28 protein-coding genes and 11 tRNA genes are annotated in these 26679 nt (G+C 39.4%); 11 read left to right on the plus strand and 28 right to left on the minus strand.

What is annotated here, in order from left to right; translation table 11 throughout:
- Positions 1–29: 29 nt before the first annotated feature.
- The 7 genes from M3166_RS13570 to M3166_RS13600 all read right to left on the minus strand — a co-directional run bounded on the left by M3166_RS13570 (position 30) and on the right by M3166_RS13600 (position 6176).
- Positions 30–401 (minus strand): DNA polymerase III subunit delta, encoded by a 372-nt coding sequence (locus tag M3166_RS13570; RefSeq protein ID WP_251690409.1) that lies wholly within the window; start codon positions 399–401, stop codon positions 30–32.
- Positions 402–511: 110 nt separating this feature from the next.
- Positions 512–1300 carry an HAD family hydrolase gene (locus tag M3166_RS13575; protein ID WP_251690411.1) on the minus strand — a complete coding sequence of 263 codons (789 nt, stop codon included), beginning with the start codon at positions 1298–1300 and terminating at the stop codon, positions 512–514.
- A 122-nt stretch (positions 1301–1422) separates the two neighbouring features.
- Positions 1423–1668: a DUF3006 domain-containing protein gene (locus tag M3166_RS13580; protein WP_251690413.1), complete on the minus strand. Its 246-nt coding sequence runs from the start codon at positions 1666–1668 to the stop codon at positions 1423–1425.
- Positions 1655–2851, minus strand: coding sequence for an MBL fold metallo-hydrolase (locus tag M3166_RS13585; protein WP_251690415.1), 1197 nt, complete (start codon positions 2849–2851; stop codon positions 1655–1657). Before M3166_RS13585 ends, M3166_RS13580 begins: the two co-directional genes overlap by 14 nt.
- 141 nt (positions 2852–2992) lie before the next feature.
- Complete coding sequence (locus M3166_RS13590; protein ID WP_251690417.1) at positions 2993–4495, minus strand: coproporphyrinogen III oxidase; 1503 nt, start codon at positions 4493–4495, stop codon at positions 2993–2995.
- Between the two features lie 168 nt (positions 4496–4663).
- On the minus strand, positions 4664–5008 hold the full coding sequence (locus M3166_RS13595) for a YlbF family regulator (RefSeq protein ID WP_065216702.1): 345 nt from the start codon (positions 5006–5008) through the stop codon (positions 4664–4666).
- A 22-nt stretch (positions 5009–5030) separates the two neighbouring features.
- The gene (locus tag M3166_RS13600) at positions 5031–6176 is read right to left on the minus strand and encodes a DUF445 family protein (RefSeq protein WP_251690419.1); all 1146 of its coding nucleotides are present in this window, start codon (positions 6174–6176) and stop codon (positions 5031–5033) included.
- 108 nt (positions 6177–6284) lie between these two features.
- Here M3166_RS13600 and M3166_RS13605 point away from each other — a divergent pair, with 108 nt between their 5' ends.
- Positions 6285–6494 (plus strand): YheE family protein, encoded by a 210-nt coding sequence (locus M3166_RS13605; RefSeq protein WP_008406488.1) that lies wholly within the window; start codon positions 6285–6287, stop codon positions 6492–6494.
- Positions 6495–6908: 414 nt separating this feature from the next.
- Positions 6909–8219, plus strand: a complete 1311-nt coding sequence (locus M3166_RS13610; protein WP_251690457.1) for a hemolysin family protein — start codon at positions 6909–6911, stop codon at positions 8217–8219.
- A gap of 86 nt (positions 8220–8305) precedes the next feature.
- Here the strand turns inward: M3166_RS13610 and M3166_RS13615 are convergent, their stop codons facing one another.
- The 3 genes from M3166_RS13615 to M3166_RS13625 all read right to left on the minus strand — a co-directional run bounded on the left by M3166_RS13615 (position 8306) and on the right by M3166_RS13625 (position 11752).
- Entirely contained in the window at positions 8306–8953 is a 648-nt protein-coding gene (locus M3166_RS13615; RefSeq protein ID WP_251690421.1) for a response regulator transcription factor, read from the minus strand.
- A 10-nt stretch (positions 8954–8963) separates the two neighbouring features.
- On the minus strand, positions 8964–10076 hold the full coding sequence (locus M3166_RS13620) for a GAF domain-containing sensor histidine kinase (RefSeq protein WP_251690423.1): 1113 nt from the start codon (positions 10074–10076) through the stop codon (positions 8964–8966).
- A gap of 134 nt (positions 10077–10210) precedes the next feature.
- Positions 10211–11752, minus strand: a complete 1542-nt coding sequence (locus M3166_RS13625; protein ID WP_251690425.1) for a bifunctional GNAT family N-acetyltransferase/carbon-nitrogen hydrolase family protein — start codon at positions 11750–11752, stop codon at positions 10211–10213.
- 152 nt (positions 11753–11904) lie between these two features.
- On the opposite strand from M3166_RS13625, the gene M3166_RS13630 reads away from it, so the two are divergent.
- From M3166_RS13630 to M3166_RS13640, 3 genes are read left to right on the plus strand one after another with little or no spacing between them, the layout of a single operon-like run.
- Positions 11905–12330, plus strand: a complete 426-nt coding sequence (locus M3166_RS13630) for a disulfide oxidoreductase (RefSeq protein WP_251690426.1) — start codon at positions 11905–11907, stop codon at positions 12328–12330.
- A 1-nt stretch (position 12331) separates the two neighbouring features.
- Entirely contained in the window at positions 12332–12802 is a 471-nt protein-coding gene (locus M3166_RS13635) for a thioredoxin family protein (protein WP_251690428.1), read from the plus strand.
- Positions 12803–12859: 57 nt separating this feature from the next.
- Positions 12860–13693: an RluA family pseudouridine synthase gene (locus tag M3166_RS13640; protein ID WP_251690430.1), complete on the plus strand. Its 834-nt coding sequence runs from the start codon at positions 12860–12862 to the stop codon at positions 13691–13693.
- A 40-nt stretch (positions 13694–13733) separates the two neighbouring features.
- On the opposite strand, the gene M3166_RS13645 is transcribed toward M3166_RS13640, so the two are convergent.
- Positions 13734–14282: an acyl dehydratase gene (locus M3166_RS13645; RefSeq protein ID WP_251690432.1), complete on the minus strand. Its 549-nt coding sequence runs from the start codon at positions 14280–14282 to the stop codon at positions 13734–13736.
- 29 nt (positions 14283–14311) lie between these two features.
- Positions 14312–15142, minus strand: a complete 831-nt coding sequence (locus tag M3166_RS13650; protein WP_251690434.1) for an aldo/keto reductase — start codon at positions 15140–15142, stop codon at positions 14312–14314.
- Positions 15143–15331: 189 nt separating this feature from the next.
- Between M3166_RS13650 and M3166_RS13655 the strand changes: the two genes are divergently transcribed.
- A complete protein-coding gene (locus M3166_RS13655) occupies positions 15332–16945 on the plus strand; it encodes a long-chain fatty acid--CoA ligase (protein ID WP_251690436.1) in 1614 nt (537 codons plus the stop codon).
- A gap of 46 nt (positions 16946–16991) precedes the next feature.
- Here the strand turns inward: M3166_RS13655 and M3166_RS13660 are convergent, their stop codons facing one another.
- Positions 16992–17156, minus strand: coding sequence for a multidrug ABC transporter ATPase (locus tag M3166_RS13660; protein WP_251690437.1), 165 nt, complete (start codon positions 17154–17156; stop codon positions 16992–16994).
- 368 nt (positions 17157–17524) lie between these two features.
- On the opposite strand from M3166_RS13660, the gene M3166_RS13665 reads away from it, so the two are divergent.
- Together M3166_RS13665 and M3166_RS13670 are read left to right on the plus strand one after the other, a co-directional pair.
- Complete coding sequence (locus M3166_RS13665) at positions 17525–18412, plus strand: VOC family protein (RefSeq protein ID WP_251690438.1); 888 nt, start codon at positions 17525–17527, stop codon at positions 18410–18412.
- Positions 18413–18520: 108 nt separating this feature from the next.
- Positions 18521–19288 carry a sporulation protein gene (locus M3166_RS13670; RefSeq protein ID WP_251690439.1) on the plus strand — a complete coding sequence of 256 codons (768 nt, stop codon included), beginning with the start codon at positions 18521–18523 and terminating at the stop codon, positions 19286–19288.
- A 38-nt stretch (positions 19289–19326) separates the two neighbouring features.
- Here the strand turns inward: M3166_RS13670 and trmL are convergent, their stop codons facing one another.
- Together trmL and queG are read right to left on the minus strand one after the other, a co-directional pair.
- Positions 19327–19800: a tRNA (uridine(34)/cytosine(34)/5-carboxymethylaminomethyluridine(34)-2'-O)-methyltransferase TrmL gene (trmL, locus tag M3166_RS13675; protein WP_251690440.1), complete on the minus strand. Its 474-nt coding sequence runs from the start codon at positions 19798–19800 to the stop codon at positions 19327–19329.
- A gap of 16 nt (positions 19801–19816) precedes the next feature.
- Positions 19817–20950, minus strand: a complete 1134-nt coding sequence (gene queG, locus M3166_RS13680; RefSeq protein WP_251690441.1) for a tRNA epoxyqueuosine(34) reductase QueG — start codon at positions 20948–20950, stop codon at positions 19817–19819.
- A 100-nt stretch (positions 20951–21050) separates the two neighbouring features.
- Between queG and M3166_RS13685 the strand changes: the two genes are divergently transcribed.
- Together M3166_RS13685 and M3166_RS13690 are read left to right on the plus strand one after the other, a co-directional pair.
- Positions 21051–21740, plus strand: a complete 690-nt coding sequence (locus tag M3166_RS13685; protein ID WP_251690442.1) for a B3/B4 domain-containing protein — start codon at positions 21051–21053, stop codon at positions 21738–21740.
- A gap of 13 nt (positions 21741–21753) precedes the next feature.
- Positions 21754–22263, plus strand: coding sequence for a DIP1984 family protein (locus tag M3166_RS13690; protein WP_251690443.1), 510 nt, complete (start codon positions 21754–21756; stop codon positions 22261–22263).
- 229 nt (positions 22264–22492) lie between these two features.
- Here the strand turns inward: M3166_RS13690 and M3166_RS13695 are convergent, their stop codons facing one another.
- Entirely contained in the window at positions 22493–23404 is a 912-nt protein-coding gene (locus M3166_RS13695; RefSeq protein WP_251690444.1) for a S66 peptidase family protein, read from the minus strand.
- A gap of 128 nt (positions 23405–23532) precedes the next feature.
- On the opposite strand from M3166_RS13695, the gene M3166_RS13700 reads away from it, so the two are divergent.
- Positions 23533–24411 (plus strand): DMT family transporter, encoded by an 879-nt coding sequence (locus M3166_RS13700; protein ID WP_251690445.1) that lies wholly within the window; start codon positions 23533–23535, stop codon positions 24409–24411.
- A 37-nt stretch (positions 24412–24448) separates the two neighbouring features.
- Here M3166_RS13700 and nagB read toward each other — a convergent pair whose 3' ends face one another.
- From nagB to M3166_RS13760, 12 genes are all read right to left on the minus strand, one after another.
- Positions 24449–25180, minus strand: a complete 732-nt coding sequence (gene nagB, locus M3166_RS13705; RefSeq protein WP_251690446.1) for a glucosamine-6-phosphate deaminase — start codon at positions 25178–25180, stop codon at positions 24449–24451.
- 412 nt (positions 25181–25592) lie between these two features.
- Positions 25593–25673: transfer RNA gene (locus M3166_RS13710), tRNA-Leu, on the minus strand.
- A gap of 44 nt (positions 25674–25717) precedes the next feature.
- Positions 25718–25791 (minus strand) — tRNA-Cys (locus M3166_RS13715).
- Between the two features lie 5 nt (positions 25792–25796).
- Positions 25797–25871, minus strand: a tRNA-Gly gene (locus M3166_RS13720).
- Positions 25872–25882: 11 nt separating this feature from the next.
- Positions 25883–25957, minus strand: a tRNA-Gln gene (locus tag M3166_RS13725).
- A 22-nt stretch (positions 25958–25979) separates the two neighbouring features.
- Positions 25980–26055, minus strand: a tRNA-His gene (locus M3166_RS13730).
- A 39-nt stretch (positions 26056–26094) separates the two neighbouring features.
- A tRNA-His gene (locus M3166_RS13735) sits at positions 26095–26170 on the minus strand.
- Between the two features lie 32 nt (positions 26171–26202).
- A tRNA-Trp gene (locus M3166_RS13740) sits at positions 26203–26276 on the minus strand.
- A 10-nt stretch (positions 26277–26286) separates the two neighbouring features.
- A tRNA-Tyr gene (locus M3166_RS13745) sits at positions 26287–26370 on the minus strand.
- Between the two features lie 6 nt (positions 26371–26376).
- A tRNA-Thr gene (locus M3166_RS13750) sits at positions 26377–26452 on the minus strand.
- A 7-nt stretch (positions 26453–26459) separates the two neighbouring features.
- A tRNA-Phe gene (locus M3166_RS13755) sits at positions 26460–26535 on the minus strand.
- A gap of 20 nt (positions 26536–26555) precedes the next feature.
- Positions 26556–26631: transfer RNA gene (locus M3166_RS13760), tRNA-Asp, on the minus strand.
- Positions 26632–26679 lie beyond the last annotated feature (48 nt).

A 26679-nucleotide genomic window follows, 5' to 3' on the forward strand; every position in this document is an offset into this window, starting at 1 on the left:
CTGGTGAATGGTTTCACCAGGTCTATAATTTACAATGATTTTAGCTGTAAAAAAGATAAATACTCATTTATTAAAATAGATTCCGTTTCAAATAGTGGCAATGTCACAATGTCAGCACTTTGCGCTACTCCTAATGCTGCAATCGCAACGAAAAATAAGACACCAACTGCAATAAATGCAGACAATATACTGTGAACTCCTAGCATTTCCGGATTGGCCTGTTTTCTATTTTTACTGCGTACAAGGCTGAAGAAGCGGTTTTTGTTTTCAGGTAAATGAAGCACATGTTCACATGCCAAACAAAGGTATGCTGTATGATGATCAATCGTTATCGGATTGATCTGTACTGAATTGTTTGTGCGGCCGCAGTTTTCACAGCGACATATATTATTATTTACCATAGAAAAACCTCTTTCATCCCTTTCATACACCCATTATAGCATTAATTTTTAGAAAATTCATTCTTTTAATACAAAAACGCACTTACTTAAAGTAAAGTGCGTCTGCTAGTTTATAATGTTTTCACTAACTGTAAAAATTCTGTAAGAGATGTTACTTCATATGTCGGAACAATTTCCGGATTGTGCGGTTTACTTTCGCGGTTAATCCAAACGTTGCGCATACCGACACGAGAAGAACCTAAAATATCGGTCATTAAATTATCGCCGACCATAATGGCTTCATCTTTCGTAACCTGCGCTTTTTCCATTACAAACTCGAAAATGGAAGCATCCGGTTTCCCTTTACCAAAATCACCTGAAATAATAATATGGTCAAAATACGGTACAATCTCCGGAGTAATCTCCAACTTTAAATTTTGTAAACTTGGTGCACCGTTCGTTAATAACACAAGTTCGTATTTCCCTTTTAATTCATCCAATACGGCAAATGTATCCTCATAGAAAAATGGTGCTTTTTTACGTTCTTCTACGAAACGCTCCCCAAGTACTGTACCTAATGCTGCATCTTCAATTCCAACTGCCGCCAAACCTTTTGTCCAAGCTTCAGCTCGATACGCAGGTACAATTTCTTTCATTTGCTGAAATTGCGGTGTCGGATCATCAAACGTTCCCCAAAGACCTTCAAATGGATTAATACCGATCAAGACCGTGTAGTCATATGTAGGATAACTTTCATAAAGACTGCGCGCTGCCGATCTTACCGCTTCTTCCAATTCCTGTGCGTCGACGTTTTTTTTAGTCGCTGCATAGTCACATGTCTTTTCAAATGCCATTTTTACTGAATGTTGATCGAATAATAAAGTATCATCTAAATCGAAAATTATTGTTTTAATAGCCATTGTTACGCTCCTAAAATTAATATATGTACCCATATATTTTACCATACTAAAGCGTCCAATTTCCGATACTTTTTGATTTTTCTAAATTTTTGAGGATAAATAGAATTAAGAAATAAAGACTGTTATTCCTTGTTTCTTAATTGCTGTAACAGATTATTGACTCGTGCTTTTTGATTTTCAGTTTCTTCTTTCAGTAACTCAAACTTATAATCAAAACCATCATCCATAATATTTACAATATCGCCTTCTTTAAGCTCTGATGGAATTTCAGCATGATGGATCAGAAGTTGTTCCGTTTCTTTCGGGTGTTTTAAAAAAATCGCATAATCTCCATCAAATCGGTCTAGCGTGTATTTATTGTAGTTCACTTACAACTTCCCCTTTCGTATTGACTAATTGGGCTGCATCACCACTGTTTAGCCATATTTGTCTTTTCGACCATTCCAGTGTGGCCGCACCTGTTTTTGCATTCGGACCACTTGTTATCGAAAGCTTTTCCCCTGGTGCTAAATTAATATCCGGGAAATTAAATACTTGATTGCCTTCAACAGATATTAGCTCCCAGCCTTCCAAATTAACAGCTTGATTACTATTATTCTGAATGACAACAATTTCTTCATGCACATCTTTGCTGACCAATTCGACTTTACCGCTCTTCGTTGAAGCTGGTAACGGTATCGAACTCGTTGCCCCGATACCTGTCCACTGCTGTGCATCTATGTCATATGTTACCCCATCTGTTGTAATCACAATCGTCCCGGCTTCTGCGGTACTATATATTTCACTGTTTACGTTTTGCAGTATATCGATTACTTCTGCATGCGGGTGACCGTATTTATTGTCCTGTCCATAGCTTAATATTGTTGCTAGTGGACTCACCGCTTCAACAAACTTTGGCGAACTGCTCGTATTCGATCCGTGATGGCCTGCTTTTAAAATGGTTGCCTGTACATCGGTTCCCTTTTGTAAAAGCTCCTGCTCTACCCCGTGATCGGCATCCCCCATTAATAAGAACGAAATATTTTGGTATTCCGCGTGTAGAACGATTGAAGCGTCATTATTATCAGAAGCAGATTCATCTGCAGCAAGAACTTCTACAATAAGGTTGTCTTCAAGCTGAATTTCATCGCCTGCTTCAGGTATCGTGAACTTAATATTTTTAGCTTGAATGAGGTTTAACATTTCTTCATATGTTTGGGATGTATGTACTTTTCCCGAATCGATAAACTCCTTAATGGAGATGGAATTTAGCACTGAAATCAATCCACCGATATGATCGGCATCCGGGTGTGTAGCGACTACATAATCCAAACGATTGACTCCCTGTGCTTTTAAATAGGCGACAACTTCCTTACCGGCACCCTTTACGCCACCATCAATCAGCATTGTTTTCCCGTTCGGTGCTTCGATGAAAATGGAATCCCCCTGTCCTACATCAATAAAGTGGACGGCCATTTCTTTTAGTGGTTCTTCATATGTGTCTTCGGCTGTTTCTGTACATCCTGCTACGAATAGTAACGTGAACATTATCAGTCCCATTATTTTTTTCATTGCAACAAATCCTTTTCTTTTACTCTCTTACTAGTTTACACAAGTTGATCATATTATAAAAATCTCCCCTTCGCAGAAACACCAAATAGCACATGCCAATTGTTTGGCTGTGCTATTGGGCGATATTTAAAGTTCATCAAATTAAGAATAAAGCTCATCTAAAATGGCGATTTTCTTGGCGATCGATTCTTCAAATGTCAGGATATATGCTGCTGGATCTTTCGGGTTGTGGAACTGTGTAATTTTGCCGGTCGTTGGATGCACGAACTTCGAGGAAGCTCCGCAGCCGATACCTAAAATAGTTTGCACTTCTTCCATAATGACAATATTGTAGATCGACTCTTCTTCCGGTTTACAATAGCCGACGTTTTCCAAGTTTCCTAAAATATTTTTCTGGCGGTATAAGTAATATGGAACATAGCCGTTTTCAGCTGTCCATTCTGTTGCCATTTGCATCATTTTCCCTACTGTATCACGGTCAGCTACTTTATACTTATCTTTGTTTCGCGTCATTTCCGATGCACGCTTAAAACTGAGTGTATGAACCGTTAAACTTTCAGGCTGCATTTTAGCAGACTCTGCTAATGAATTCTCGAATTCTTCAATACCTTCATTCGGCAAACCGATGATCAAATCCATATTGATATTATTCATACCGGAATTGCGTGATAGCCAAAACTTCTCAACCGTTTCTTCAACAGTATGATGGCGGCCAATTGCTTTTAATGTTTCTTGCGTATAGCTTTGCGGGTTAACGGAGATACGGTCAATGCCCCATTTTTTCAACACTTCGATCTTCTCAGGTGTAATCGTATCCGGGCGCCCTGCTTCTACAGTAATTTCACGAATAGACTCTGGATTCGGGAAAGCATCGAACATTGTTTTATATAATGCATCCATTTCATGTGCTTCGATTGATGTCGGTGTGCCCCCGCCCCAGTAAATCGAAGTAATGCGCATATTTTTTTCTGTCAGCCATTTGCCCATTTCACGCAGCTCAATGTGAAGGCCATCGATAAATTTCTCTACGCGTCCTGCCTTACGATTTGACTGGATTGCATAGGCCGGGAATGTACAATATGCACACATTGTCGGACAGAATGGAACCCCAATATAAATTGAAATTTCCTTTCCAAGCTCATCCAAATCCGGAATCACCGTAAGTTGTCGCTCAACAATCGCTTTCATCAAAGCGATTTTCTGATCCGAAATTCGGTAATCCTCTTTTAGTACTGCGGCAATTTGCTCATCATTCATACCGGCTTTCCGATATTTATGATAAAGCTTTGTCGGACGCACTCCTGTTAAAATACCCCACTGCTGAGTCATACCGGAATATTGTTCAAGTACATCAAGCATGACATGTGACAATGCACGCTTCATTCGGATGTTTTGTTCTTTTTCCGTTCCTTCTGTCTCATACTTAATCGAATAGTCGCTCGTATATTCCTGCCCATCCACTTTTAACTTGGCAAATGTGTAAATCGTAAAAGTTTCATCAATAGACTTGTTAAATTCAATCGACATATCCGAACCATCCTGCTCGATTTGAATAACGGAATCCTCGTAAAATAAATTGGCTATATGATTAAGAACACGTGTCCAGTCTTCTTTGAATTGCTCATTAATATGAATCGTTTTCATGTTATTCTCTACCTTCTTATGATATTAAATAAAAAATCTATCTCATTGTAACAAATATTAAGGTAGAAGAAAAAAAACATGTTTATTGTTAGTAAATTTAGTTGGGATATTGCCCTCATTATCCTCAAAATAAAAAGGAGCCACACAAAAGTGTGACCCCTTTGAATCTTATAGTCCGTCGTACATTGCTTGGATTGGCTGTGTGATAATACGGTTAATTTCCTGAATTACTGCACTTAAAGCCATCTCCGCTTCAAGCATTGCTATAATTTTAGCGTTTTGCTGAGCCAACTGTGCTGTTTTTTGTAAAAATACATACTCTTCTTCTGTAATTTCTTCACCAGCATTTTGTTTGTCCTGCATCTTTAATTGAACATCGCGGAAGTTTGTGAATAATACTTTAGCTTCCTCATCTGCACGTACAGTTTCCACTGCGTTCTTTAAATTTTGAAACTCATCAGTCTTGCGGAATGTTGCTTCAAGTTTATTAATATCTTCATAAATATTAATCATGTAATATTCCTACTTTCTCTTTTTAGTTCGTCAAAAAGACGATTAACGCTTGAATGATCCCGACAAGACCACCAATAATGCCGCCCAGCCATGTGATTAATTTCAGCTCTTTACTAATAATACCTAGTACAAGCTCTTCTAATTTGGCGATAGGGAAAGAATCTACCTGCTCTCGAACGACTTCCGCTAAATTCAATCGCTTCAGTACGTCTTCGATTTTTCCTTCTGCTGCAATAAATGTTTTATCCATCATTTTAGGGAGCAAATCATTTGTAGCCCAGTCTTTTCCTTGTGGCCAATAGTCATTAATCGTTTTATCCAGGCGTGCCTCCAATGCCAATGCATTTTTTGCATAGCTTTGGATACTCGTTTCAATCGTATCAAAGTTTACATCATTCATAAAGTCCATTGCCGGGCGATTTTTAATTTTTTCCCATTCTGTTGTGAAAATTCGATTTAAAAGTGCAGCTGTTCCTGGAGCTTTTAAAAACTTTATAAGTTCACGCTGTACTTTATCAACGAGTGATGTGGAGTCTCCTAAAAACATCTGGATCATTCCGCCAAATGAACCTTTTGTCGATAAGAAGTCATCCAGCATGTTTTTGATTGTCATCGTACCTTCTGGCGACATAAAATAATCTTCGCCCTTTTGCAATATCTGTACGACAGCCTCATCGATTTTCTGGTCCAGCATAGGCTCCAAATCATTCGGTAATAATTCACGGATCGATTTTGATGATAACGTATTTTTTACTTTATGGAATTGTAGGTGAATAAGTTCATCCACTTTCCCTTCCACTGTTTGCGGTAATTGTGTGAAACCCGCCAAACGAATCCAGTCATTAATCGTTTTTTCGTTAGTAAAAATTTCTTGCGACACTTTATTTTGCGCAAAAGTTAATACATTTTCGCGTATTTCCTTTGATAAAAACTTTTTCTTAATTGTTTCGGGTGTCAGTAAATATTCCGAAACGGTTTTTCCTAACTGAATCGCCAAATCCTCACGGCGTTTCGGAATAAGCCCCGGTGTTAACGGCAGCTTCCATTTTTTAAAATAGATTGGCTTATAAGGTCTAAACAGCATTTTGATTGCCATATAATTTGTCGCTGCACCAACGACAGCCCCTACAACACCAAGCAGGAATAATAGCGAAATAAATTCTCCCATTTTGCTCACTCTTTCTTCATCATGTGTATGTTCTATTATTAATTTCAAAAAAGAAAAATTGCAACAATGTACTACTTTCTTGTACGATAAAATAGGGAGGGAAGTTTCATGATTCAACATTTTAGCTATAAGCCATTATTTGAAAACAGTCAAATTCCGGGGTGGTCCATCCGCTTTTTCTATGAGCAAAAACGTTATGTAGCGGAATATTATAAAGATGGAAGCATCAAATTCTTTGGGGAAAGTCCTGCTGAAGAACAGAAAGAACAGCTTGAGAAAATGATTCACGAGTTAATGCTCTTTCATGTTTACGAATAAAAAAGAAATGGGAGCCGTCGAATTTTCGATGCTCCCATTTTTATGCGCGTTTCGAGTAATCATAATTTAATAGCTGGCTGCAGGTAATTATAGCTGCTGGCGTTTGCTAATTACTCTGCCTACTAAATTATCATTATCTACCATTTCACAGTAGCATAAATCTATTGAAATTTCAATTTTCTATCAATTTATCCACATCTGGTAAATCATTCATTTTTTTATTATAGACATCAATCCCACTTCAAATTATTTCCTCAATTTTCAAATTCATAAATTGTTTTTTTTACGTAAATATTTTATGATTGTAGTATTAAAATTTTTTTAGGAGGTGTACTCTTTATTTGCCACGCTCATTTGCGCCGCGAATAGGGAATATAGTTGGACGTAGACATAGGAATCGAACTAACCATTAGGTTGATAGCATTTGCTATCTTAATTGCCGCTACGGCATTTTTCGTTGCAACTGAGTTTGCAATAGTTAAAGTAAGAACGACAAAAATTGATCAGCTTGTAGCAGAAGGAAATAAATCTGCAATACGGGCAAAAAAGGTAATTTCAAACCTCGATGAGTATTTATCTGCTTGTCAGCTCGGAATTACGATTACGGCATTAGGACTCGGATGGCTCGGAGAACCGACTTTCGAAATAATTCTTCATCCAGTATTTGAGTTCTTTAACTTAAGCGGTAATGTCACAACTGTTCTTTCATTTATTGTTGCCTTCTCACTCGTAACGTTCATACACGTTGTCGTAGGGGAATTAGCACCAAAAACTCTCGCTATTCAAAAAGCAGAAGCCGTAACATTAAAGCTGTCAGGATTTTTAATTCTGTTCCACAATATCATGTATCCTTTCATCCGTGCTTTAAACGGATCGGCACGTGGATTAACTGGACTTTTCGGCTTAAAAATGATTTCTGAATCTGAAGAAGCGCACTCTGAAGAAGAGCTTCGCATGATTTTATCAGACAGCTTTAAAGGTGGGGAAATTAACCACTCGGAATACGAATATGTAAATAGTATTTTTGAGTTTTCTGATCGAATAGCGAAGGAGATAATGGTACCTCGAACTGAAATTATCAGTATTGAAAGAGGTCAAACGATTCGCGAAGTATTTGAAGTAATGGGCATTGAACAATATACACGTTACCCTGTTACAGATGGCGACAAAGACCATGTCATCGGCCTTGTTAATATGAAGCATTTATTAACAGCCTATATTAAAGATTCAGCAAATGGCGATAAGCTTGTTGATGACTATATGCAACCGGTGATTCGGGTAATCGAAACAATTCCTATTAGTGATTTATTATTAAAAATTCAAAGCGAACGTATTCACATGGCTATTTTAATGGATGAATACGGTGGTACTTCCGGTTTAGTAACAATTGAAGATATCATCGAGGAAATTATCGGTGATATTCAAGATGAGTTCGATGAAGATGAAATTCCGGAAATACAGGAAATTGCAGAGGATCACTACATCTTTGACTCTAAAATGTTGTTGCAGGAAATGAATGATATTTTAGGTACAACAATTGAAGATGAAGATATCGACACAATCGGCGGCTGGTTCATGACACAACGCTTCGATGTTCAAGAAGGCGATATCATTGAATCAGAGGGCTATAGGTTCAAAGTAACCGAACTCGATGGTCACCACATTTTGTATATTGAAGTAACAAAACTTCCGCCGTCTGAAACGACAGACGAGGAAATTCTATAATCAATACAATAAACCTCACTCTTTTTCCTACCGGAGAAAAAGTGAGGTTTTTAATTTTATCTGATTGCTATTTAAATTAAATTCGTTTAGCTTTCATTCGTCTCAGTCAAATTATGTTTTACAGCATATAAAGCGGCCTGAGTACGGTCCTGTACATGGAGCTTCGCAAAAATATTCGATATATGGGTTTTAACCGTTTTTTCCGTCACATATAACGAAGAAGCGATTTCCCTATTGCTTTTACCCTTTGTCAGTTCCGCCAATACGTCCTGTTCCCGCGGTGTCAGCGGATTTAAAATATGGGGCTTGTTCTCATCTTCGCGCAGCCCTTCTTCTAATTGCGTAGTCGCTTCCGGATGGATCGTATTTTCTCCGCGCATAATCTGACGGATTGATTCCACCAAATCATCCGGTTCAATATCTTTTAGCTGGTAGCCTGATGCCCCTGCATCCATTGCCGGCAGCACATGGTCTTTATCTGAAAAGCTTGTCAGCATCAGTATTTTAATATGCGGCCAATTCTTTTTTATTTTTTTAGTTGCCTGGATGCCGTCCATCTCAGGCATGACAAGGTCCATTAAAACGATATCGGGAGAAAGTTGTTCAACAAGATCTACTGCTTCTAATCCGTTTTTTGCTTCGCCTACAACTTCGATGTCCTTTTGAGTTTTTAAAAAGAATAATAACCCCCGTCTTACTACATGATGGTCATCTGCTATTAGTACCCGTATCATCAAATCCCCCCTAGTATGGTAAACGAACAAGCAATTCTGTTCCTTTTCCAATTTCACTTACCCAATCTGCGGTGCCTCCAACTGCATGTGCCCGGTCAATAATTGATTGCATGCCGATTGATGGTATGCGGCGATGCGCCTCCACATTAAAGCCTTGGCCTGTATCGTTTATAACGAGTAATACATCGGTAGCGGTCACGTTGATATATATTTCCACAGTCTTTACACCTGAATGTTTACGTACATTATTCAATGCTTCCTGAGTAATTCGGAAAAGCGTTTCCTCTACTCTTGAGGGGAATTGAATGACCCCCGAAACATTAACCGTTAATTTCAGGCTCAGCATTTCTGCATACACTTTGATTGCTTCAATGAGCCCGCTTTCCAAACCTTTCGGACGGAGCTGCCAAATGAGTGCACGCATTTCCGTCAAAGCCTCCTGTGTAAGCTCTTGAATATCTTTAAACGTTTCTTTAATATCCTGCTCATCACTCATCTCAACTCCTGCACGGGCTGTCAGTGTTACCGAAAAGAGCAGCTGGTTGACAGAGTCATGCAAATCGCGTGCTAACCGGTTACGTTCCTGAACAAGTGCAATTTCCTGCTGTTCATTTGTCAGGTAAATACGTTTAATCGCAGAACCCATCTGAAAGGCAACCGATTCAAGTAAATCTAGCTCCTCGTCAGAAAAGCGGACTGTATTTCTTGAAGCGACATTAAGCAACCCGAAGCGTTCCTGCCCTGACTGCAATGGTACAGTCGCATGATGGGTAATTTCGTTATGATCGCCTACATTTGCTGCGATGGCACTTTCAATGCGCTGGCATTCAATAATATTCGAAGCTTTTTTTAATTCTTCATTGCGGAAACGGGATACACACCAGCATCCGCCCTTCTTTAAATAATGGCAATCGTTATGGCTAAGCGCATCCGGTAAATCCTGCTTCACTACAAGCTCCGATTTTCCTTTTTCATCGATAAAGAAAATCCAGCCTGTCTCGAATTTCGTACCGCTTAAAAATTTCGACAGCGCACCATTCAGCATCGGAATCATCTCTGTTTCCTCGTTTAACAGCTCAGCAATTTCTTTTAATATGGCAATATTCGATTGGTCTTTTGTCATACTGGCTCTTCCTTTGCAACTTCACTTTTCTCTATCATACCATTTCAATTAAATAGAACGCACCGCTATCCCTCTCATACTTTTGAATGAAAAAAATCCTGCTATCTTTTACAATAGCAGAATTCCCCTGTAATTTATTTCAAATATTCCACGCGATATACGTCATGGCGTCTGTCTTTAAGGTGCTTTACGGTACCGTCTTGGCGTTGTCGGCGCAATATTTCCAGATCGACATCCCCGATCAATACCATTTCCAGGTTTGGACTCGTCTCTCCGACAATTCCATCTCGCGCAAATTCAAAATCGCTTGGTGCGAAAATGGCAGATTGCGCATATTGGATATCCATATTTTCCGTTTCAGGCAAGTTGCCGACCGTTCCGGAAATAACCGTGTAAATCTGGTTTTCAATCGCTCGTGACTGTGCACAATAGCGCACGCGTAAATAGCCTTGACGATCTTCTGTACAAAACGGCGTGAAAATAATATTCGCGCCCATATCTGTCGCAATGCGTGCAAGTTCCGGAAACTCGATATCATAGCAGATCTGAATGGCGATCTTGCCGCAGTCCGTATCAAATACGCGTACTTTATCACCGTTACTGATTCCCCACCATTTGCGTTCATTTGGTGTAATGTGAATTTTATACTGCTTTTCAATTGTCCCGTCACGTCTGAATAAGTAGGCGATATTGTAAATTTCCTCATCTTCTTCCTCAACGAAATGCGAACCGCCGATAATGTTGACATTGTAGCGGACCGCCAGACTTGTAAACAGTTCGATGTATTCAGGTGTATATTTCGTCAATTTACGGACAGCCTGTGAAGGTGATTTCTCATTTAAGAAACTCATCAGCTGCGTCGTAAAAATCTCCGGAAAGACAACAAAATCCGAGCCTGCATCAGACCCGACATCCACAAAGTATTCGCACTGTTTCGCAAAGTCTTCGAAAGAATCGATCGCGCGCATCATATATTGCACAACACAAATACGCACTGGATAACTTGTCTTGAAATGACGTTTTGTCAGTGGACGATAATCCACGTTGTTCCATTCCATTAATGTCGCATACTTGCCCGAAGCTCTATCGTCCGGCAGATAGTTTGGATTGATACGCATTAAAATAAAGCCGTTCATCATCTGGAATGTCAGCACCGGGTCATATATTTTATGGCGGCTTACCGCATCCACATAATCACGCGGACTCATTTCATCCGAATGGACATGGTAGTTTGGAATACGGCCGCCAATAATGATGGATTTTAAATTAAGTGTTCGTGCCAGGTCTTTCCGCGCCTCATAAAGCCTTTGACCGACTTTCATACGTCGATATGCCGGGTGTACCATTACTTCAATTCCGTACAGATTATAGCCATCCGGATTGTGGTTTGTAATAAAGCCATTGTCGGTAATATCATTCCATGTATGGCGGTCATCGTATTCATCGAAATTAATGCGCAAACTTGAGCAGGAACCGATTACTTTCCCATCAAGCTCGGCCACCATTTGACCCTCAGGAAAAATCGTTAAATGGCTGTATAAATGCGCTCGTTCCCATGGTTCCATACCTGGAAAGCATATACGCTGAATTTCTAATATCGAGTCAATATCCTCTGTTGTCATATTTCGGATAATCATTGGTTTTTCAAATTGGGACATATCTAATGAATCTGTCATGCAAAACTCCCCCTCCATATTTAACTTTCCTTTTAATAGCCTTTGATAAACGTAGTAATTTACTTTTTCTCGAATTCAAACTATAATCAATGAGAATAAATATGAAAAACTTCTGCCGATAGAAGTTAAAATTTGAATATCGAGGTAGCACTATGTCCAAAAAACTTGAAAATGCCTTGCTTATTATTTGGGTTGTATCTTTGACAGCAACGCTTGGATCATTGTACTTTTCTGAAATACGAAGCTATGAACCATGTACATTATGCTGGTACCAGCGCATTATAATGTACCCTATTGTGCTGATTTCAACGATTGCCTACATCCAGAAAAATGCGAAAATTGCATTAACAACAGCCGTGTTCTCTACAATTGGAGCGGCAACATCTCTTTATCATTATAGCCTGCAAAAGTTAGTTTTTATGCAGGATGCAGCACCTGCTTGTGGTCGAGTAGCGTGTACCGGTCAGTATATTAACTGGCTAGGCTTCATTACGATCCCATTTTTGGCGCTTACTGCTTTTGTTATTATAGCAGCAGTTAGTTTTTATATGTTAAAGGTTTTAAAGGGGGAGAAATAATTTGAAAAAGTTAGCGATTGTCGGTGCGGTTATTGTGTTATTATTCGCAGCAATTATTGTACTGACAAACATGAAAAACAATGAAAAACTAGAAAACAATCCGTACGGTACAGACAACTTAAAACAATCAACAATCGACTTATTGGACGATGAAAACTATCAAAATATCATTTTACCGGATGCTTTAGCAGAAAAAATTGAGTCAGGTGACGGCGTTGTCGGCTATTTCTTCAGTCCCGAATGTTCACACTGCCAAAACTACACTCCAAAACTTATGCCAATTGCCGATGAACTAGATGTTCAAGTTGATCAATTAAACATTCTTGAGTATACGGATGAGTGGAATACTTATAATATTCAAGCAACACCAACACTTATCTATTTCGAAAACGGTGAAGAAGTTGCTCGTTTAGAAGGTGACGCTCCAGATGAAACAACGCGTCAATTCTTTAACGATGTTGTGTTAAAATAAGACTATATTCAAAATCGTGTTCTTTACGAGCACGATTTTTCATTTGGAGGAAAATTAATGTTCACATATATCATTCACGAAAACGGACAAACCGTTGAAGACCTGCTGCGCGAAAAGTGGCGCTTAGGCAAAAAGCTTGTTCATGAATTGCGTATGGCTAAGGCAGTTACAATCGATGGAGAGCCTGTTATTTGGAAGGAGCCATTCGAGAAAGGAACGAAAATCGAATTTGCTTTTGATATACCCGCTTCGAACTATATTCCAACGGACAGCTGTGATGTAAAGATCCGCTATGAAGATGAGCACTGCCTAATTGTTTCAAAGCCTAAAGGGATGGCAACACATCCAAACGAACCAACTGACAATGATACATGCATGAATCATGTAATGCGTCACATTCTGGACAACGGCGGACACTATGCAGAGCACGTACACCGTCTCGATCAAGGGACAAACGGTTTACTGCTTGTCGCAAAGCATCCGATTGCAAAGTCTATTTTTGACCGTATGATCGAGGAGAAAACAATCGTCCGTACGTATGCTGCAGAAGTTCAGGGCAATCTCCGTACTGACAGCGGTACGATTAACGCGGCCATCGGTAAAGACCGTCATCACAATACTCGCCGCGTCGTGTCACCTACTGGCCAGCATGCCGTGACACATTATGAAGTAATGAATCGCTATAAAGGCACATGTATTGTCCATGTTGTTCTTGAGACAGGTCGTACTCACCAAATCCGCGTGCATATGGCACATTTAGGTCACCCGATCGTAGGCGATACAATGTACGGTGCACGTGAAACTGCATCAGGCGATTATGCACTGCATGCCATTCAACTAGCATTTATGCACCCGTTTTTAGACGAGCAAATCATCGTTAAAGATAACTAAAAAAACAGGCGTCCGTAATTAAACTACGGACGCCTGTTTCTTATCTTTTTTCACGCTCAATATAGGTTACTTCATTCTCTCGCGAAAGTTGATAAATTAAGCTTCTACCAGTTGAGTGCAATTCTTTTTCTTTAATAACAAACTGATCCCCTGTTTTTGTTGTAAATGTGATATCTCCCTTGTTACTGCCTACCACATATTCATAAACAACTTCATCGAATTCTTCCCACCGATATTGTTGTTCCTCAAATAAATAGTGACGTTCCAATTGTTCCTGGCTAATCAATAAATAATTTTGAGTCGATAAATAACCAATGCCAATACTCAATATAAAGAGTAACAGACCGATCAAATAAACTTTCATATTACGCCTGTACGCTAAAAGCCAAAACATCACAATCAAAACCAAACCTGTTACAAGTACAAGTCTAAAATTAATAGGGTTTGGAATAAATGTAGCGGACGACTTATTAAACTGAAAAAACTCATTTTGAAAAATCGGATGGAATATCATAAAAAATGGTGCAACAACTATAACCGTTACTGCTGACATTGAGAAAAACAAACTCGGTGAAAATTTTTTAAACACAGTTTCACTCCCCCTAAGTAAAAAGGATGTTAGAAATCAAAACTGAAATTATCCGGATCTTTCCCGAATCGTTCATTGCGATTCAATGCATTTAACTGCTGCATTGTTTCATTTGTTAATTCGAAATGATATAGTTCACTATTTTCTTTAATACGTGAAGCAGTAACAGATTTCGGAATGATGATGACATCATTTTGTAAATGCCAACGTAAAATGATTTGTGCCGGTGATACATTATATTCATTTGCAATACGAATAATCGTTTCATCGTTTAAAACATTTCCGCGGCCTAGCGGTGACCACGCTGTTACAGCAATCTGCTGCTGTTCACAAAATGTGCGCAGCGGTTCTTGGGACAAATACGGATGTGCTTCGATTTGGTTGACCATTGGCGCTTCATTGCAAGTTGCCATGATTTTTTTCAAATGATGTTCATGATGATTGGATACCCCAGGTACACGGATAAGCTTCTCATTATACAAGCGCTCAATTGCACGGTACGTATCTACATATTTATCCTCAACCGGCCAATGTGTTAAATAAAGGTCCACATAATCCATATCAAGCTTTTTCAATGATGTTTCAAATGCACGTAATGTATTGTCATACCCTTGGTCGCTATTCCAAACTTTTGTTGTAACAAAGATGTCCTCGCGCGGTACAGAAGAATGGCGAATTGCTTCCCCTACTTCTTCTTCATTGTAATAAAGCGCGGCTGTATCAATTGCACGGTAGCCTAAATCTAGCGCTGTTTCAATCGCTTGAAGTGTTTCATCACGATCTGTCATTTTATAAACCCCTAAACCTAAATAAGGCATTTCTGCGCCATTCATTAACTTTTTCGTTGATTGTAAGTTCATATTGTTCACCTCTTAAATTTGATTGTCTTTATTATAACATTCTAATTATTCATCGTTTATTAATTGCTAGTATTTGTTAATATATACAGTCTTGTGAACTTGTTATCTAGTATATTACTATTTACAGAATAATCCTCCAACTTCAGGAGTATATATAATAATATATTCTCATTGAGGAGCTGAAAAACTATGATGGATACACAACTAGTTTTGACTGGATTTTTAAAGCGTGCACAGCGGTACTTCCCGAACAAACAAATCATCTCTCGTACAAGCCCCACTAAAACACATCGCATTACATTCAATGACTATGTAAAAAGAACGCACCGATTAGCGGATGCCCTGACAAAGCTCGGGATGAAGCGTGGTACAAAAGTCGGCACATTTGCCTGGAATCATCATCGTCACCTAGAAGCGTATTTTGCGATTCCATGCGGCGGTGCGATTTTACACACGATTAACATCCGCCTTGCCCCTGAACATATTGTTTATATTATCAATCATGCCGAAGATGAAATTTTATTGATTGATAGCGACTTATTCCCGTTAGTCGAACCTGCTCTTGGCCACTTGAAAACGGTTAAACATATTATCGTCATGGGTGATGAATTAAGCGCTCCACAATCCAGTTTCCCGAATGTATACAGCTACGAACAGCTTCTACAGGAAGCGGATGAAAATTACGAGTTCCCGACTGATCTGGACGAAAATCTGCCAGCTGGGATGTGCTATACTTCTGCAACGACAGGTATGCCAAAAGGTGTCGTCTATACACATCGAAGCATCGTGCTTCACAGCCTGGCACTTGGTCTAGCTGAATCCTTTGCAGTAAAAGAAAGTGACACTGCCCTTCCTGTTGTGCCGATGTTCCATGCAAATGCATGGGGCTTCCCGTTTGCTGCATTGAATTTCGGCTCCAATATCGTTTTGCCAGGACCAATGATGACACCAAGTTTAATACTGGACTTGATTGAACAAGAAAAGGTCACAATTACAGCAGGTGTCCCTACAATTTGGCTAGGCGCACTGGTTGAACAGGAAAAAAATCCACGTGACCTTTCATCTGTCCGTTTAATTATTTCAGGTGGCTCCGCATCACCAAAAGGCTTAATTCAAGCTTACAATGAAAAACTTGATGTTCCGTATATCAACGCCTATGGTATGACGGAAACTTCACCACTTGTTAGTATGTCGCATCTAACAAGCGATATGAACGACTATACAGCAGATGAACAGTTAAATATCCGCGTTTCTCAAGGTTTGACAGTTTCGCTAATTGAAACAGAAGTTGTGAATGAAAATGGCCCGGTTCCATGGGATGGCAAAACAATGGGTGAACTGCGTGTCCGCGGTCCATGGATTGCCTCTGAATACTACAACGATGAACGGACGAATGAAGCATTCCGAGATGGCTGGCTTTATACAGGTGACATTGCGGTCTACACAAAAGAAGGCTATATCAAACTTACCGATCGTACAAAGGATCTTATCAAATCCGGCGGAGAATGGATTTCGTCCGTTGATCTGGAAAATGCCCTTATGTCACATCCTGCTGTTTTCGAGGCAGCCGTAATTGCAGTTCCCCATCCGAAGTGGCAAGAGCGTCCGCTGGCATGTGTCGTTTTAAAAGAAGGTGCAACGGCCTCTAAAGAAGAGCTTATCGAGTCAATCGAACTGGACTTTGCAAAATGGTGGCTTCCGGATGATGTCGTATTTTTAAATGAAATTCCAAAAACTTCTGTCGGCAAATTTTTAAAAGCAACATTACGAGAACAATTAAAAGACTATAAGGTTCAAATTTAACGAAAAAAAAATGTGCACTGAAACGTAAATTTCAGTGCACATTTATTTATTTCCCTTCATCCTCTTCATCATCATATTGCTGCGGATCTGAAATGCGTTCCGCTTCTTCCAGTTGTCCTCCATCTCTTAAATTCTCCATTTGCTTCCCGAGAATTTTCAGCTCATCCATCGTATTCGCCATATTTCCATTAACGATTTCTTCTCTTTTCATATAAATCCCTCCAAATTAATTTAGTATTATTTTTTTCCAATTTTGACTGATTTCTGTCATAAATAAAGTATTCATTCAAATAATTTATGCTATACTGAAAAAAGAGATAATTAAAACATGAGGAGGATTCTTCCATGAAATTACTTTTAATTCTTGGTGTCAGCATATCATTTTTAATCGCTATTTTCACAGCTGGCTATGATAGCAAACCATTCCCAAAAGAAAGATAATTCCACTAGCTTTCCAGTAAAGGACAATCGTCGAGTAGCGATTGTCTTTTTCATTTGACTTTTATTGTCGCATATTTTATATTAGTTACATAAAGTAAGTTGATTATAAAAAATAACCATTAAGGGAGTTCATATATTATGGCTACACATTTTCATAAAAAACCTAATCTATACCCAGCTCATGTTCAATTAAAGGTTTCTAACTTAGTACGTTCGATCGAATACTACACAACGGTTATCGGCTTTAAAGTATTACAGCAAACAGAAACGGAAGCATACTTAACAGCAGACGGACAAACAAGCTTAGTATCACTAGTCGAAGTACAAAATGCGCAGCCACTTAAACAAGGCTTTGCAGGTTTATACCACTTAGCATTACTATTACCCTCTCGCAAGGACTTAGGAAACATCGTACAGCATTTTGTTAACATGAATATTCGTCTCGGTGCTGCAGACCATGATGTTTCAGAAGCGCTTTACTTGAACGATCCGGATGGAAACGGAATCGAAATTTATATCGATCGTCATGAATCGGAATGGACTTGGAATCAGGACGAACAAGTGCATATGGTGACAGAACAGCTGAATTTCCAGCCGATCTTAGCAGCTGCAGACGGCAACTGGAACGGTTTGCCTGCTGACACTGTTATGGGGCACGTACACTTATCCGTAGTAAATCTGGACAAATCGGAGCAGTTTTATACAAATGTATTAGATTATAATGTTGTGACTCGTTACGGTGCACAGGCATTGTTCGTATCAACAGGAAAATACCACCACCATTTCGGATTAAACACTTGGAACAGCAACAACGGCCATGCTCCAACGTACGATATGGTTGGCTTAAAATCCTTTACTGTCGTGTTAAAGGATGCGCAATATGCTGAAGAAGTAAAACAAAGCCTGACAAATAACGGATTCATCGTTGAAAACTTTGCAGAAGCACCATCACACGGTGGTACTCAGTTATTCTCAACAGTCGATCCAAACGGTTTACGCATCGTATTTACATTAGACGGTGAATAATTACCGGTAACCTAAAGCAAGAGCCCGAAAAATTTTTCGGGCTCTTTTTGAAACTTTCTTTTCTGTCCTACGTATACATAACTAATTACAATAAACGGAGGAATTCATTTGTCACTATTTAATAAAGTTTTAGCAAGTGTTGGTATAGGAGCAGCAAAAGTTGATACAAAATTGCACAAATCTACTTACACGTTAAATGAAAATATTTCAGGTGTTGTCGAAATCATCGGGGGTAGCACGGAACAGCAGGTTGATGCAATCTATCTAACACTTCATACAAACTTTATCCGCGAAATTGATGATAAAAAGATTAAAGATGTAGCGGTGCTGCACAAATACAAATTAAATGAGCCATTTACAATTCAGGCAGAAGAAAAACGCCAAATCCCATTTTCATTCGCCCTGCCCCCTGTTGTTCCGGTAACGACGGGCAACTCGCGTGTATGGATTCAAACCGGCTTAGATATTAAAAATGCGGTAGACCCTAAAGATAAAGACTTTATCGAGATTCAGCCGACCCGTCTTGCGAATGGTGTGTTAACAGCGATTCAAAACATGGGTTTCCGGTTGCGTAAAGTAGATAACGAACAAGCCCCTTCTTATTTACGCCGCCAAACACCGATTGTCCAGGAATTTGAGTTTACACCAACAAACAACACTTATCGCCGGTATCTAGACGAACTTGAAGTTGTCTTTTTACATCAATCACCAAACTCAGTCGAAATTTTATTGCAGGTAGATCGACGTGCACGCGGACTTGGAGGTTTTTTATCCGAAGCATTCGATATGGATGAAAGCTTCATCCGCCTCACATTATCCGAACACGACAATATCCAGGCAAAGCTTGAGCAAGTGATAAAAACGAAGATGAAATAATAACAAGGCAAGAAGCATCAGTCGCTTCTTGCCTTGTTTTATTTTAAACCTGGATAGTTTTGTTGTCTTAGTACTTCGTAAATCACAATTGCCGCTGTATTTGATAAATTCAGCGAGCGGATATGGTCGCTTTGCGGTATGCGCAGACACATATCGGCACGTTCTTTTGCAAATTCTTTCGGCAAGCCTGTCGTTTCTCTTCCGAACATAAAGTACAGGTCACGTTCTGAATTTCTGAAATCATGTGTCGTAAATGGCTCATCACTATATGTTTCAATTAAATAAACATCGCCATCTTTACTGTACTCGATAAAATCTTCTAAAGAATCATGGTATACGACATTCACATGTTCCCAATAATCCAATCCAGCACGCTTTAACATTTTGTCATCTGTTGAAAAACCTAATGGACGGATTAAATGTAATGATGTATTCGTTCCAGCACAAGTGCGGGCAATGTTGCCTGTATTTGCTGGGATTTCTGGTTGATATAATACAATATGGTTTGGCACTTCTGATCCTTCTCTCTTAATGATTTAACATTGCCAGCCCTTTTTCAATCTCGGCCAGCACTTCTTCATCCTGCTCTGTTTTTCTGGCAGCCAATAAAATGTCCTCTGCCCCATCTGTTCCAATTTTTCCGATTGCCCATGCAGCCGTCCCTCTTAATACAGGGCGTTCATCTTCTTGCAATACTTGAACTAAGTCAGGCATTGCCGCTTCTTCTTTAAAGTGGGCAAGCGCTAAAATGGCATTGCGCTGAATCGGCTTTTTGCCGCGCCATGAGCCGGATACATGTCCAAACTTTGCTTTAAATTCCTTATTGGAAATCGATAAAAGCGGCTGAAGTAACGGTTTTGCGATTTCAGGATCCGGCGTGAATTCATCATGAATCCTGTTTAGCTTTCCTTTATTTTTCGGACACACTGTCTGGCATGTATCACAGCCATACAAACGGTTTCCGATTTTGGCACGAAACTCATCGGGCAAAAATCCTTTCGTCTGAGTTAAAAAAGCTATGCAACGCTGTGAATTCAGCTGCCCTGGTGCAACGATTGCTCCTGTTGGACATACATCAATACATAATGTACAGTCCCCGCATTCATCTTCCATCGGTGTATCTGGAGCAAACGGGATATTCGTGATGATTTCGCCTAAATAGACGTACGAACCAAATTCAGGTGTAATGATAGAGCAATTTTTGGCGCTCCAGCCGATTCCTGCTCGTTCTGCAACCGCACGATCTACCAGTTCCCCGGTATCTACCATCGATTTTACCTTTACATTCGGCACACGTTCCTGCAGCCAAGCTTCAATGAGCTGCAGACGTTCACGAACTGCTGTATGATAATCAATTCCCCATGAAGCACGGCAAAAAATGCCGCGACGCTCCCCTTTCTTTCCTTGCGGGGCATCTTGCATGCGTGAAGGATACGCAATCGCAATCGCAATAATACTTTCTGCTTCATCTAATAATTTTAAAGGCTCTGTACGCAGCTCTACATTTGCTTCTTCAAAGCCTGATTGGTATGCTAATTGTTGCTGACGACGTAGACGATTCTTTAATTCATGAAACGGAGCAGCGGTTGTAAATCCGATTTTATCAACACCAATGGATGCTGCATATTTCACTAAATCTTCTTGAAGTTGATGTACTTTCATTTCACATGCTCCTTTCAAATGGTACAATAAATATAAATTTATTTCACATTACATATTTTAGTATTTATTCCATTAAAAACAATGTAAGAAGGTGTTCTACATGACTATTTCAATAAATGAAGCTCTTTTTTCTGTAAATGAACAATTAAAAATTGGCCTTATCCATTATAGCAAAATTATCGTTGAAGAATCTCCTCAAATGATTAAAGGACGTACACAACTTTATCAGGAAAATCTATTTTTGGAATTACAGGAAACACCTGTGACAGAACGACCTGGCATTAAAGAGTGGCGCCAGCTTTGGAAGGCTTTCGGCGGTGATCCGAACCGTTACCGTCACTCTGCCGAAAGTTTAATGCGACGTATCGCTAAACAGCAATATTTAGCACCGTTCCATTCGGCTGTTGATTTAAACAACTTCTTTTCACTGCAATACGAGATTCCTGTTGGCATATATGATTTAGATGTTATTAAAGGGGACGTGGAAATCGAAGTTGGTAATGCATCGACAGGCTACGAGGGGATCAATGGACGGTTTAATTCATTGGAAAATATCATCCATTCAAAAGATGCGCTCGGCCCATTCGGCAGTCCCTTTGTTGATTCAAAAAGGACGGCCGTAACAGAAGCTACGACAAATGCGCTGCAAATCTTTTATTTACGCCCTTCCTTAAGTGAAGAAGAAGCAACTAAACTATTGAGCAGTGCAGGAAACATGTTTACACAAATTAGCGGTGGCGAATATGAAGTACATATTCTATCAAAGGAAAATTCAAAAGTTCATTTTTAAGGAGTGGAATCATTTGAGTATTAACTTAGCTGAGGCAGTAAAACTGAAAAGTATCATTACGAAAAGAATACAGGAACGAACAATGCAAGTGCATTCATTAACACATGTCATTATCGAGAAAGGTGAACAGCCAAAAACACCTGACTATTCTCTTGAAATGCTTGAAGCAGAGCTAAAAGAGCTTCGTTATGATTCACGTAAGCTTGATGCCCTAATCTACCGAGCTAACATCGACAATACGGTTGTATTTAAAGATGAGGAAATGCCAATTGTCGAAGCGATTGAACTGGCGAGCCAATTACGCGCAGAAGCACAATTTTGTAAAAACCTTGGTTCAGAAGAAAAAGAAGCATTTTACCACAATTCCGGTGATGCTATGCTTTACCGCGTAGCATTGTATGATCCAATGACATATCGAAACCGTGCAAACGAGCTTGAAAAAGAGGCACATCGCCTTTCCAACTTAATTAATGCCAAAAACTATCAAATTGAAATTGAATTTGATGACAGCAATTATTTCTAAACCTAGGGCGGTGAGACTCCAAACTAGGTAATAACGAGCGATTATGCTTCGGCATTCCCAACAACTGGTGAAACCAATAACTCTTTACCGTTTACAATGTTACCTTTAACTCATAACCAACCATAGTAAAGGCTAACACAAACTATAGAGTAATTTTGCTCGCTCGTTATTAAAAGACACCTGCTCACATTTGTGAAAAGGTGTCTTTGCTTTTAATTATATATAATTCTTACTCTACACCTGGTAAAATTCTTAATGCTTTTTCATCTGCATCCAAAATTACTTCCACACCTAATGGAATCGCAATATTAGGTTCGCAGTGGCCAATTTTGAAACCAGCTAATACAGGTTTGTTAAACGGCTTCAAATACCCTTCTATTACCTTCAATACATCTTCATAGCTATATGTATCATCCGGCATATTAAAATCTGCTATAGCAAAACCTGCTGCAAGCTCCAGCTTTCTTGAAAGACGCAACTGGTTCAGCATTAAATCAATTTGCTCAATTGTTTCCCCTATGTCTTCAAGAAGTAAAATTTTATTACGTACATCAATCTCAAATTTAGTTCCTAGCGTACTGACAATACGGTTTAAATTTCCGCCTGTCAATTCTCCGCGTACAACTCCCGGTACAACTGTTGTAAGAGGAGAAATGCTTTCCGTATACTGAATTTCAATCGGTTGGAAAAGCTGTTGGAACATCTTTTTAGAAAGAGTATCCAGCTCCCCTTTTGGACTGGACATCATCGGGCCATGGAATGTCACTAAATTTGCAAACTCGTTTACTTGAGTATGTAAAGCCGTCACATCGGAAAAGCCCCAAATAATTTTTGGATTGTCCTCGATTAATGGGTAACTTATTTTATCGATAATTCTTGAGACCCCATAGCCGCCCGTCACTAAAAAGACTGCCTTCACTTCCGGATCGACAATCATCTGGTGGAAATCTTTAATTCGCTCCTCATCGGAACCTGCCAAATAGCCTTCATAATCCTGTACCGTATTACCAAGCTTATTTTTTAAACCAAGCTCTTCTAAAAGCGCTAATTTATCACCTAATGATTCTGTCTTAAGCGGACTGCTTAAATTAACTAATCCTACAGTATCGCCATGCTGTAATCTTGCTGGTCGAATTTTCATGTTAATGACCTCCTTTTACTTCTGTCGCTATTGTATCATAGCGTTTTATGTAAAGCGCATTGCAAATTCCATGGGGTTGTCCCTATAATAGATAAAATCATTTTTCCAATATAAGGAGATGTACAATAATGAAATTTCCACCACCGCTACTGCTCATTTTAGCTACTTTATTATGGGGCGGTAACTTTGTAATTGGACGCGCTGTTTCTGGAGATATTCCTCCGATTACTCTTGCTTTTTTGCGATGGATAGTCGCCTTTCTCGTATTTTTCCCTATCGCTTACCAACGTACGAAAAAAGAATGGTCTGCACTGAGACAGCATTGGGGTGTCGTCATTGTTTTAGCACTTACAGGAGTTGCTGCATTCAATACGCTCGTTTATATCGGCTTGCATTATACGACATCCATTAATGCATCATTAATGAATTCATCAACACCAATTATTATATACATACTGAGCTTCATCTTTTTAAAAGAACGTTTAACAAAATTTCAACTGCTCGGCACGCTGCTGTCTTTAGCCGGAGTGCTCTTTATTATATCTGGGGGTTCATTACAAAGCCTGTTTTCATTTTCATTTAACAAAGGAGACTTAATCGTATTAGTTGCGGTAGTGTGCTGGAGTGTCTACTCATTACTCATTAAAAAGTACGCTGGTAAACTGCCCGGATACTCTACATTTTTAGTGACGATCGTAATCGGTGCCATTATGTTACTCCCGTTTGCAGTATATGAACAACTGACAACGTCACAAGCAATCGTATGGAACGCTTCGACAATGGGGGCGATTATTTATGTAGGGATCATTGCTTCAATTGTTGCCTTTTTAAGCTGGAACACTGGAGTTGTCTCCTTAGGTGCAAACAAAGCCGGAATCTATTTGAACTTCATTCCACTATTCGCTACAATCTTTGCCGTGCTGTTTTTAAATGAGCAACTCCTGCTTGCACAAGTAATCGGTGGGATTGCTGTTATTGCTGGGGTATTTATTTCAACGATGAAATAATATAAAAAGGAGTGCATATTGTATGCACTCCTTTATTTTATTTTACATCTGTATAAATAACGGTCACATCCTGATGGTTGTGCAGAGCGCTTGCAGGGAAGTCTTCTGTTACTATCCCACTGCGCAAACGATCAAAGGCCTCTTGTTTTGATGCACCCGAAATTAATAATACAATCTTTTTAGAACTCAAAATTGTTTTGATACCCATTGTAATAGCATGTGTCGGCACATCATCAATTGAATCAAAATAAACTTGGTTCGCTTCACGTGTAGACTGTGCAAGCTCTACAATATTTGTACCTAAATCGAAGGGAGTTCCCGGCTCATTAAAACCAATATGTCCATTCACACCAATTCCCAAAAGCTGGATATCAATATTTCCTGCTGCCTTAATCATCGCATCATATTCAGCAGCGGCCTTTTCTAAATTTGATTTATTGCCTGCAGGTAAATTAATATTTACCTGTTTCATATCGATATGATTAAACAGATGATGATCCATATAATAATGGTAGCTCGATTCATTTGCCGGATTAATGCCGATATATTCATCCAAATTAAAGGACTTGGCCTGTGCAAAAGAGACCTCGCCTGCTTTGTATGCTGCTACCAGCTCTTTATAAAAACCTTCAGGAGTACCTCCAGTAGCCAATCCTAATACCGTTTCACTATTCTTTTTCAGTTGGTCTATAAAAATTGTTGCGGCAATTTTACTCATCTCATCATAGTTCGCCGCTTCAATCCATTTAAAGTTTGTTGCTACATTCATTTATTTAATTCCCTACTTCCTCGCTATATTCCATAATTTATAGATCACTTAAATAAAATACGTTTTTTTAAATTCATTCCTAACATCACTATGTTAATTTTATAGTAAATAATTTTAATACGCCAGAAAAAACGTGCAGGATTTTCTGGAAAAAATACTAATTTTCTTTGTATATAATATAATATTCTCCAATACTAATTTCCCAATATTCCGTACGCAGACTTCATTTTTCTCATTATCATATAAAAGAATTTATAAATATATTCTTTCCTAATTTCAATTATAAATAACACTGTTGAAGTCGGATTCTATAATCTATTCTATGCTCTTTAAAAAGATTATGGGACTTTATATATCGATTATAAAAATAAAAAAAGACCTCACAGTATGAACTGTGAAGTCTTTTTTTAGATACCGAGTGTGGGACTTGAACCCACACGCCTCGCGGCAACGGATTTTGAGTCCGTCGTGTCTGCCATTCCACCAACTCGGCAAAATAAGGTAAAAAAAAATCGGGTTTTCCGATTTAATAAAATATGGAGGCGGCAACCGGATTTGAACCGGTGATAAAGGTGTTGCAGACCTGTGCCTTACCACTTGGCTATGCCGCCATATTTGGAGCGGAAGACGAGGTTCGAACTCGCGACCCCCACCTTGGCAAGGTGGTGTTCTACCACTGAACTACTTCCGCAAATAAAAAAATGGCTGGGGTACCTGGATTCGAACCAGGGCATGACGGAATCAAAATCCGTTGCCTTACCGCTTGGCTATACCCCAAATATTTAAATTTTATATAGAATGGGGCGACTGATGGGAATCGAACCCACGAATGCCTGAACCACAATCAGGTGCGTTAACCACTTCGCCACAACCGCCACTATAATATAATTTTAATACTTAAACCTAAATAAAAATGGGGCGACTGATGGGAATCGAACCCACGAATGCCTGAACCACAATCAGGTGCGTTAACCACTTCGCCACAACCGCCACTATATTATTTTAAGTATTTATAAGTTATTTGGCAGGGGCAGTAGGAATCGAACCCACACTGACGGTTTTGGAGACCGTAGTTCTACCTTTAAACTATGCCCCTATCAAAAGGATGGTGGAGGGGGACGGATTCGAACCGCCGAACCCTAAGGAGCGGATTTACAGTCCGCCGCGTTTAGCCACTTCGCTACCCCTCCAGGTAATGGTGCCGGCGAAAGGAGTCGAACCCTCGACCTACTGATTACAAGTCAGTTGCTCTACCAACTGAGCTACACCGGCAAAAATATGGTGGGTTTGGACGGAATCGAACCGCCGACACTTAGAGCTTCAATCTAATGCTCTACCAACTGAGCTACAAACCCACAATTTAATTTTTAAAAAATGGCGGTCCCGACCGGGATCGAACCGGCGATCTCCTGCGTGACAGGCAGGCATGTTAACCGCTACACCACGGGACCATTTGGTTGCGGGGGCAGGACTTGAACCTGCGACCTTCGGGTTATGAG

The sequence above is a fragment of the Solibacillus isronensis genome, from assembly GCF_023715405.1.
Lineage (GTDB): Bacteria > Bacillota > Bacilli > Bacillales_A > Planococcaceae > Solibacillus > Solibacillus isronensis_B.

What these genes read in the sequence shown, in the direction of transcription:
- M3166_RS13575 (WP_251690411.1), bottom strand. Translation starts at nt 1,300, where the DNA reads ATGGCTATTAAAACAATAATTTTCGATTTAGATGATACTTTATTATTC.
- M3166_RS13625 (WP_251690425.1), bottom strand. Translation starts at nt 11,752, where the DNA reads ATGACAGATTCATTAGATATGTCCCAATTTGAAAAACCAATGATTATC.
- M3166_RS13615 (WP_251690421.1), bottom strand. Translation starts at nt 8,953, where the DNA reads ATGATACGGGTACTAATAGCAGATGACCATCATGTAGTAAGACGGGGG.
- M3166_RS13660 (WP_251690437.1), bottom strand. Translation starts at nt 17,156, where the DNA reads ATGAAAAGAGAAGAAATCGTTAATGGAAATATGGCGAATACGATGGAT.
- M3166_RS13620 (WP_251690423.1), bottom strand. Translation starts at nt 10,076, where the DNA reads ATGACAAAAGACCAATCGAATATTGCCATATTAAAAGAAATTGCTGAG.
- M3166_RS13640 (WP_251690430.1), top strand. Translation starts at nt 12,860, where the DNA reads ATGTTCACATATATCATTCACGAAAACGGACAAACCGTTGAAGACCTG.
- M3166_RS13630 (WP_251690426.1), top strand. Translation starts at nt 11,905, where the DNA reads ATGTCCAAAAAACTTGAAAATGCCTTGCTTATTATTTGGGTTGTATCT.
- M3166_RS13655 (WP_251690436.1), top strand. Translation starts at nt 15,332, where the DNA reads ATGATGGATACACAACTAGTTTTGACTGGATTTTTAAAGCGTGCACAG.
- M3166_RS13685 (WP_251690442.1), top strand. Translation starts at nt 21,051, where the DNA reads ATGACTATTTCAATAAATGAAGCTCTTTTTTCTGTAAATGAACAATTA.
- M3166_RS13700 (WP_251690445.1), top strand. Translation starts at nt 23,533, where the DNA reads ATGAAATTTCCACCACCGCTACTGCTCATTTTAGCTACTTTATTATGG.
- queG (WP_251690441.1), bottom strand. Translation starts at nt 20,950, where the DNA reads ATGAAAGTACATCAACTTCAAGAAGATTTAGTGAAATATGCAGCATCC.
- M3166_RS13695 (WP_251690444.1), bottom strand. Translation starts at nt 23,404, where the DNA reads ATGAAAATTCGACCAGCAAGATTACAGCATGGCGATACTGTAGGATTA.
- nagB (WP_251690446.1), bottom strand. Translation starts at nt 25,180, where the DNA reads ATGAATGTAGCAACAAACTTTAAATGGATTGAAGCGGCGAACTATGAT.
- M3166_RS13590 (WP_251690417.1), bottom strand. Translation starts at nt 4,495, where the DNA reads ATGAAAACGATTCATATTAATGAGCAATTCAAAGAAGACTGGACACGT.
- M3166_RS13665 (WP_251690438.1), top strand. Translation starts at nt 17,525, where the DNA reads ATGGCTACACATTTTCATAAAAAACCTAATCTATACCCAGCTCATGTT.
- M3166_RS13595 (WP_065216702.1), bottom strand. Translation starts at nt 5,008, where the DNA reads ATGATTAATATTTATGAAGATATTAATAAACTTGAAGCAACATTCCGC.
- M3166_RS13570 (WP_251690409.1), bottom strand. Translation starts at nt 401, where the DNA reads ATGGTAAATAATAATATATGTCGCTGTGAAAACTGCGGCCGCACAAAC.
- M3166_RS13605 (WP_008406488.1), top strand. Translation starts at nt 6,285, where the DNA reads ATGATTCAACATTTTAGCTATAAGCCATTATTTGAAAACAGTCAAATT.
- M3166_RS13600 (WP_251690419.1), bottom strand. Translation starts at nt 6,176, where the DNA reads ATGGGAGAATTTATTTCGCTATTATTCCTGCTTGGTGTTGTAGGGGCT.
- M3166_RS13585 (WP_251690415.1), bottom strand. Translation starts at nt 2,851, where the DNA reads ATGAAAAAAATAATGGGACTGATAATGTTCACGTTACTATTCGTAGCA.
- M3166_RS13650 (WP_251690434.1), bottom strand. Translation starts at nt 15,142, where the DNA reads ATGAACTTACAATCAACGAAAAAGTTAATGAATGGCGCAGAAATGCCT.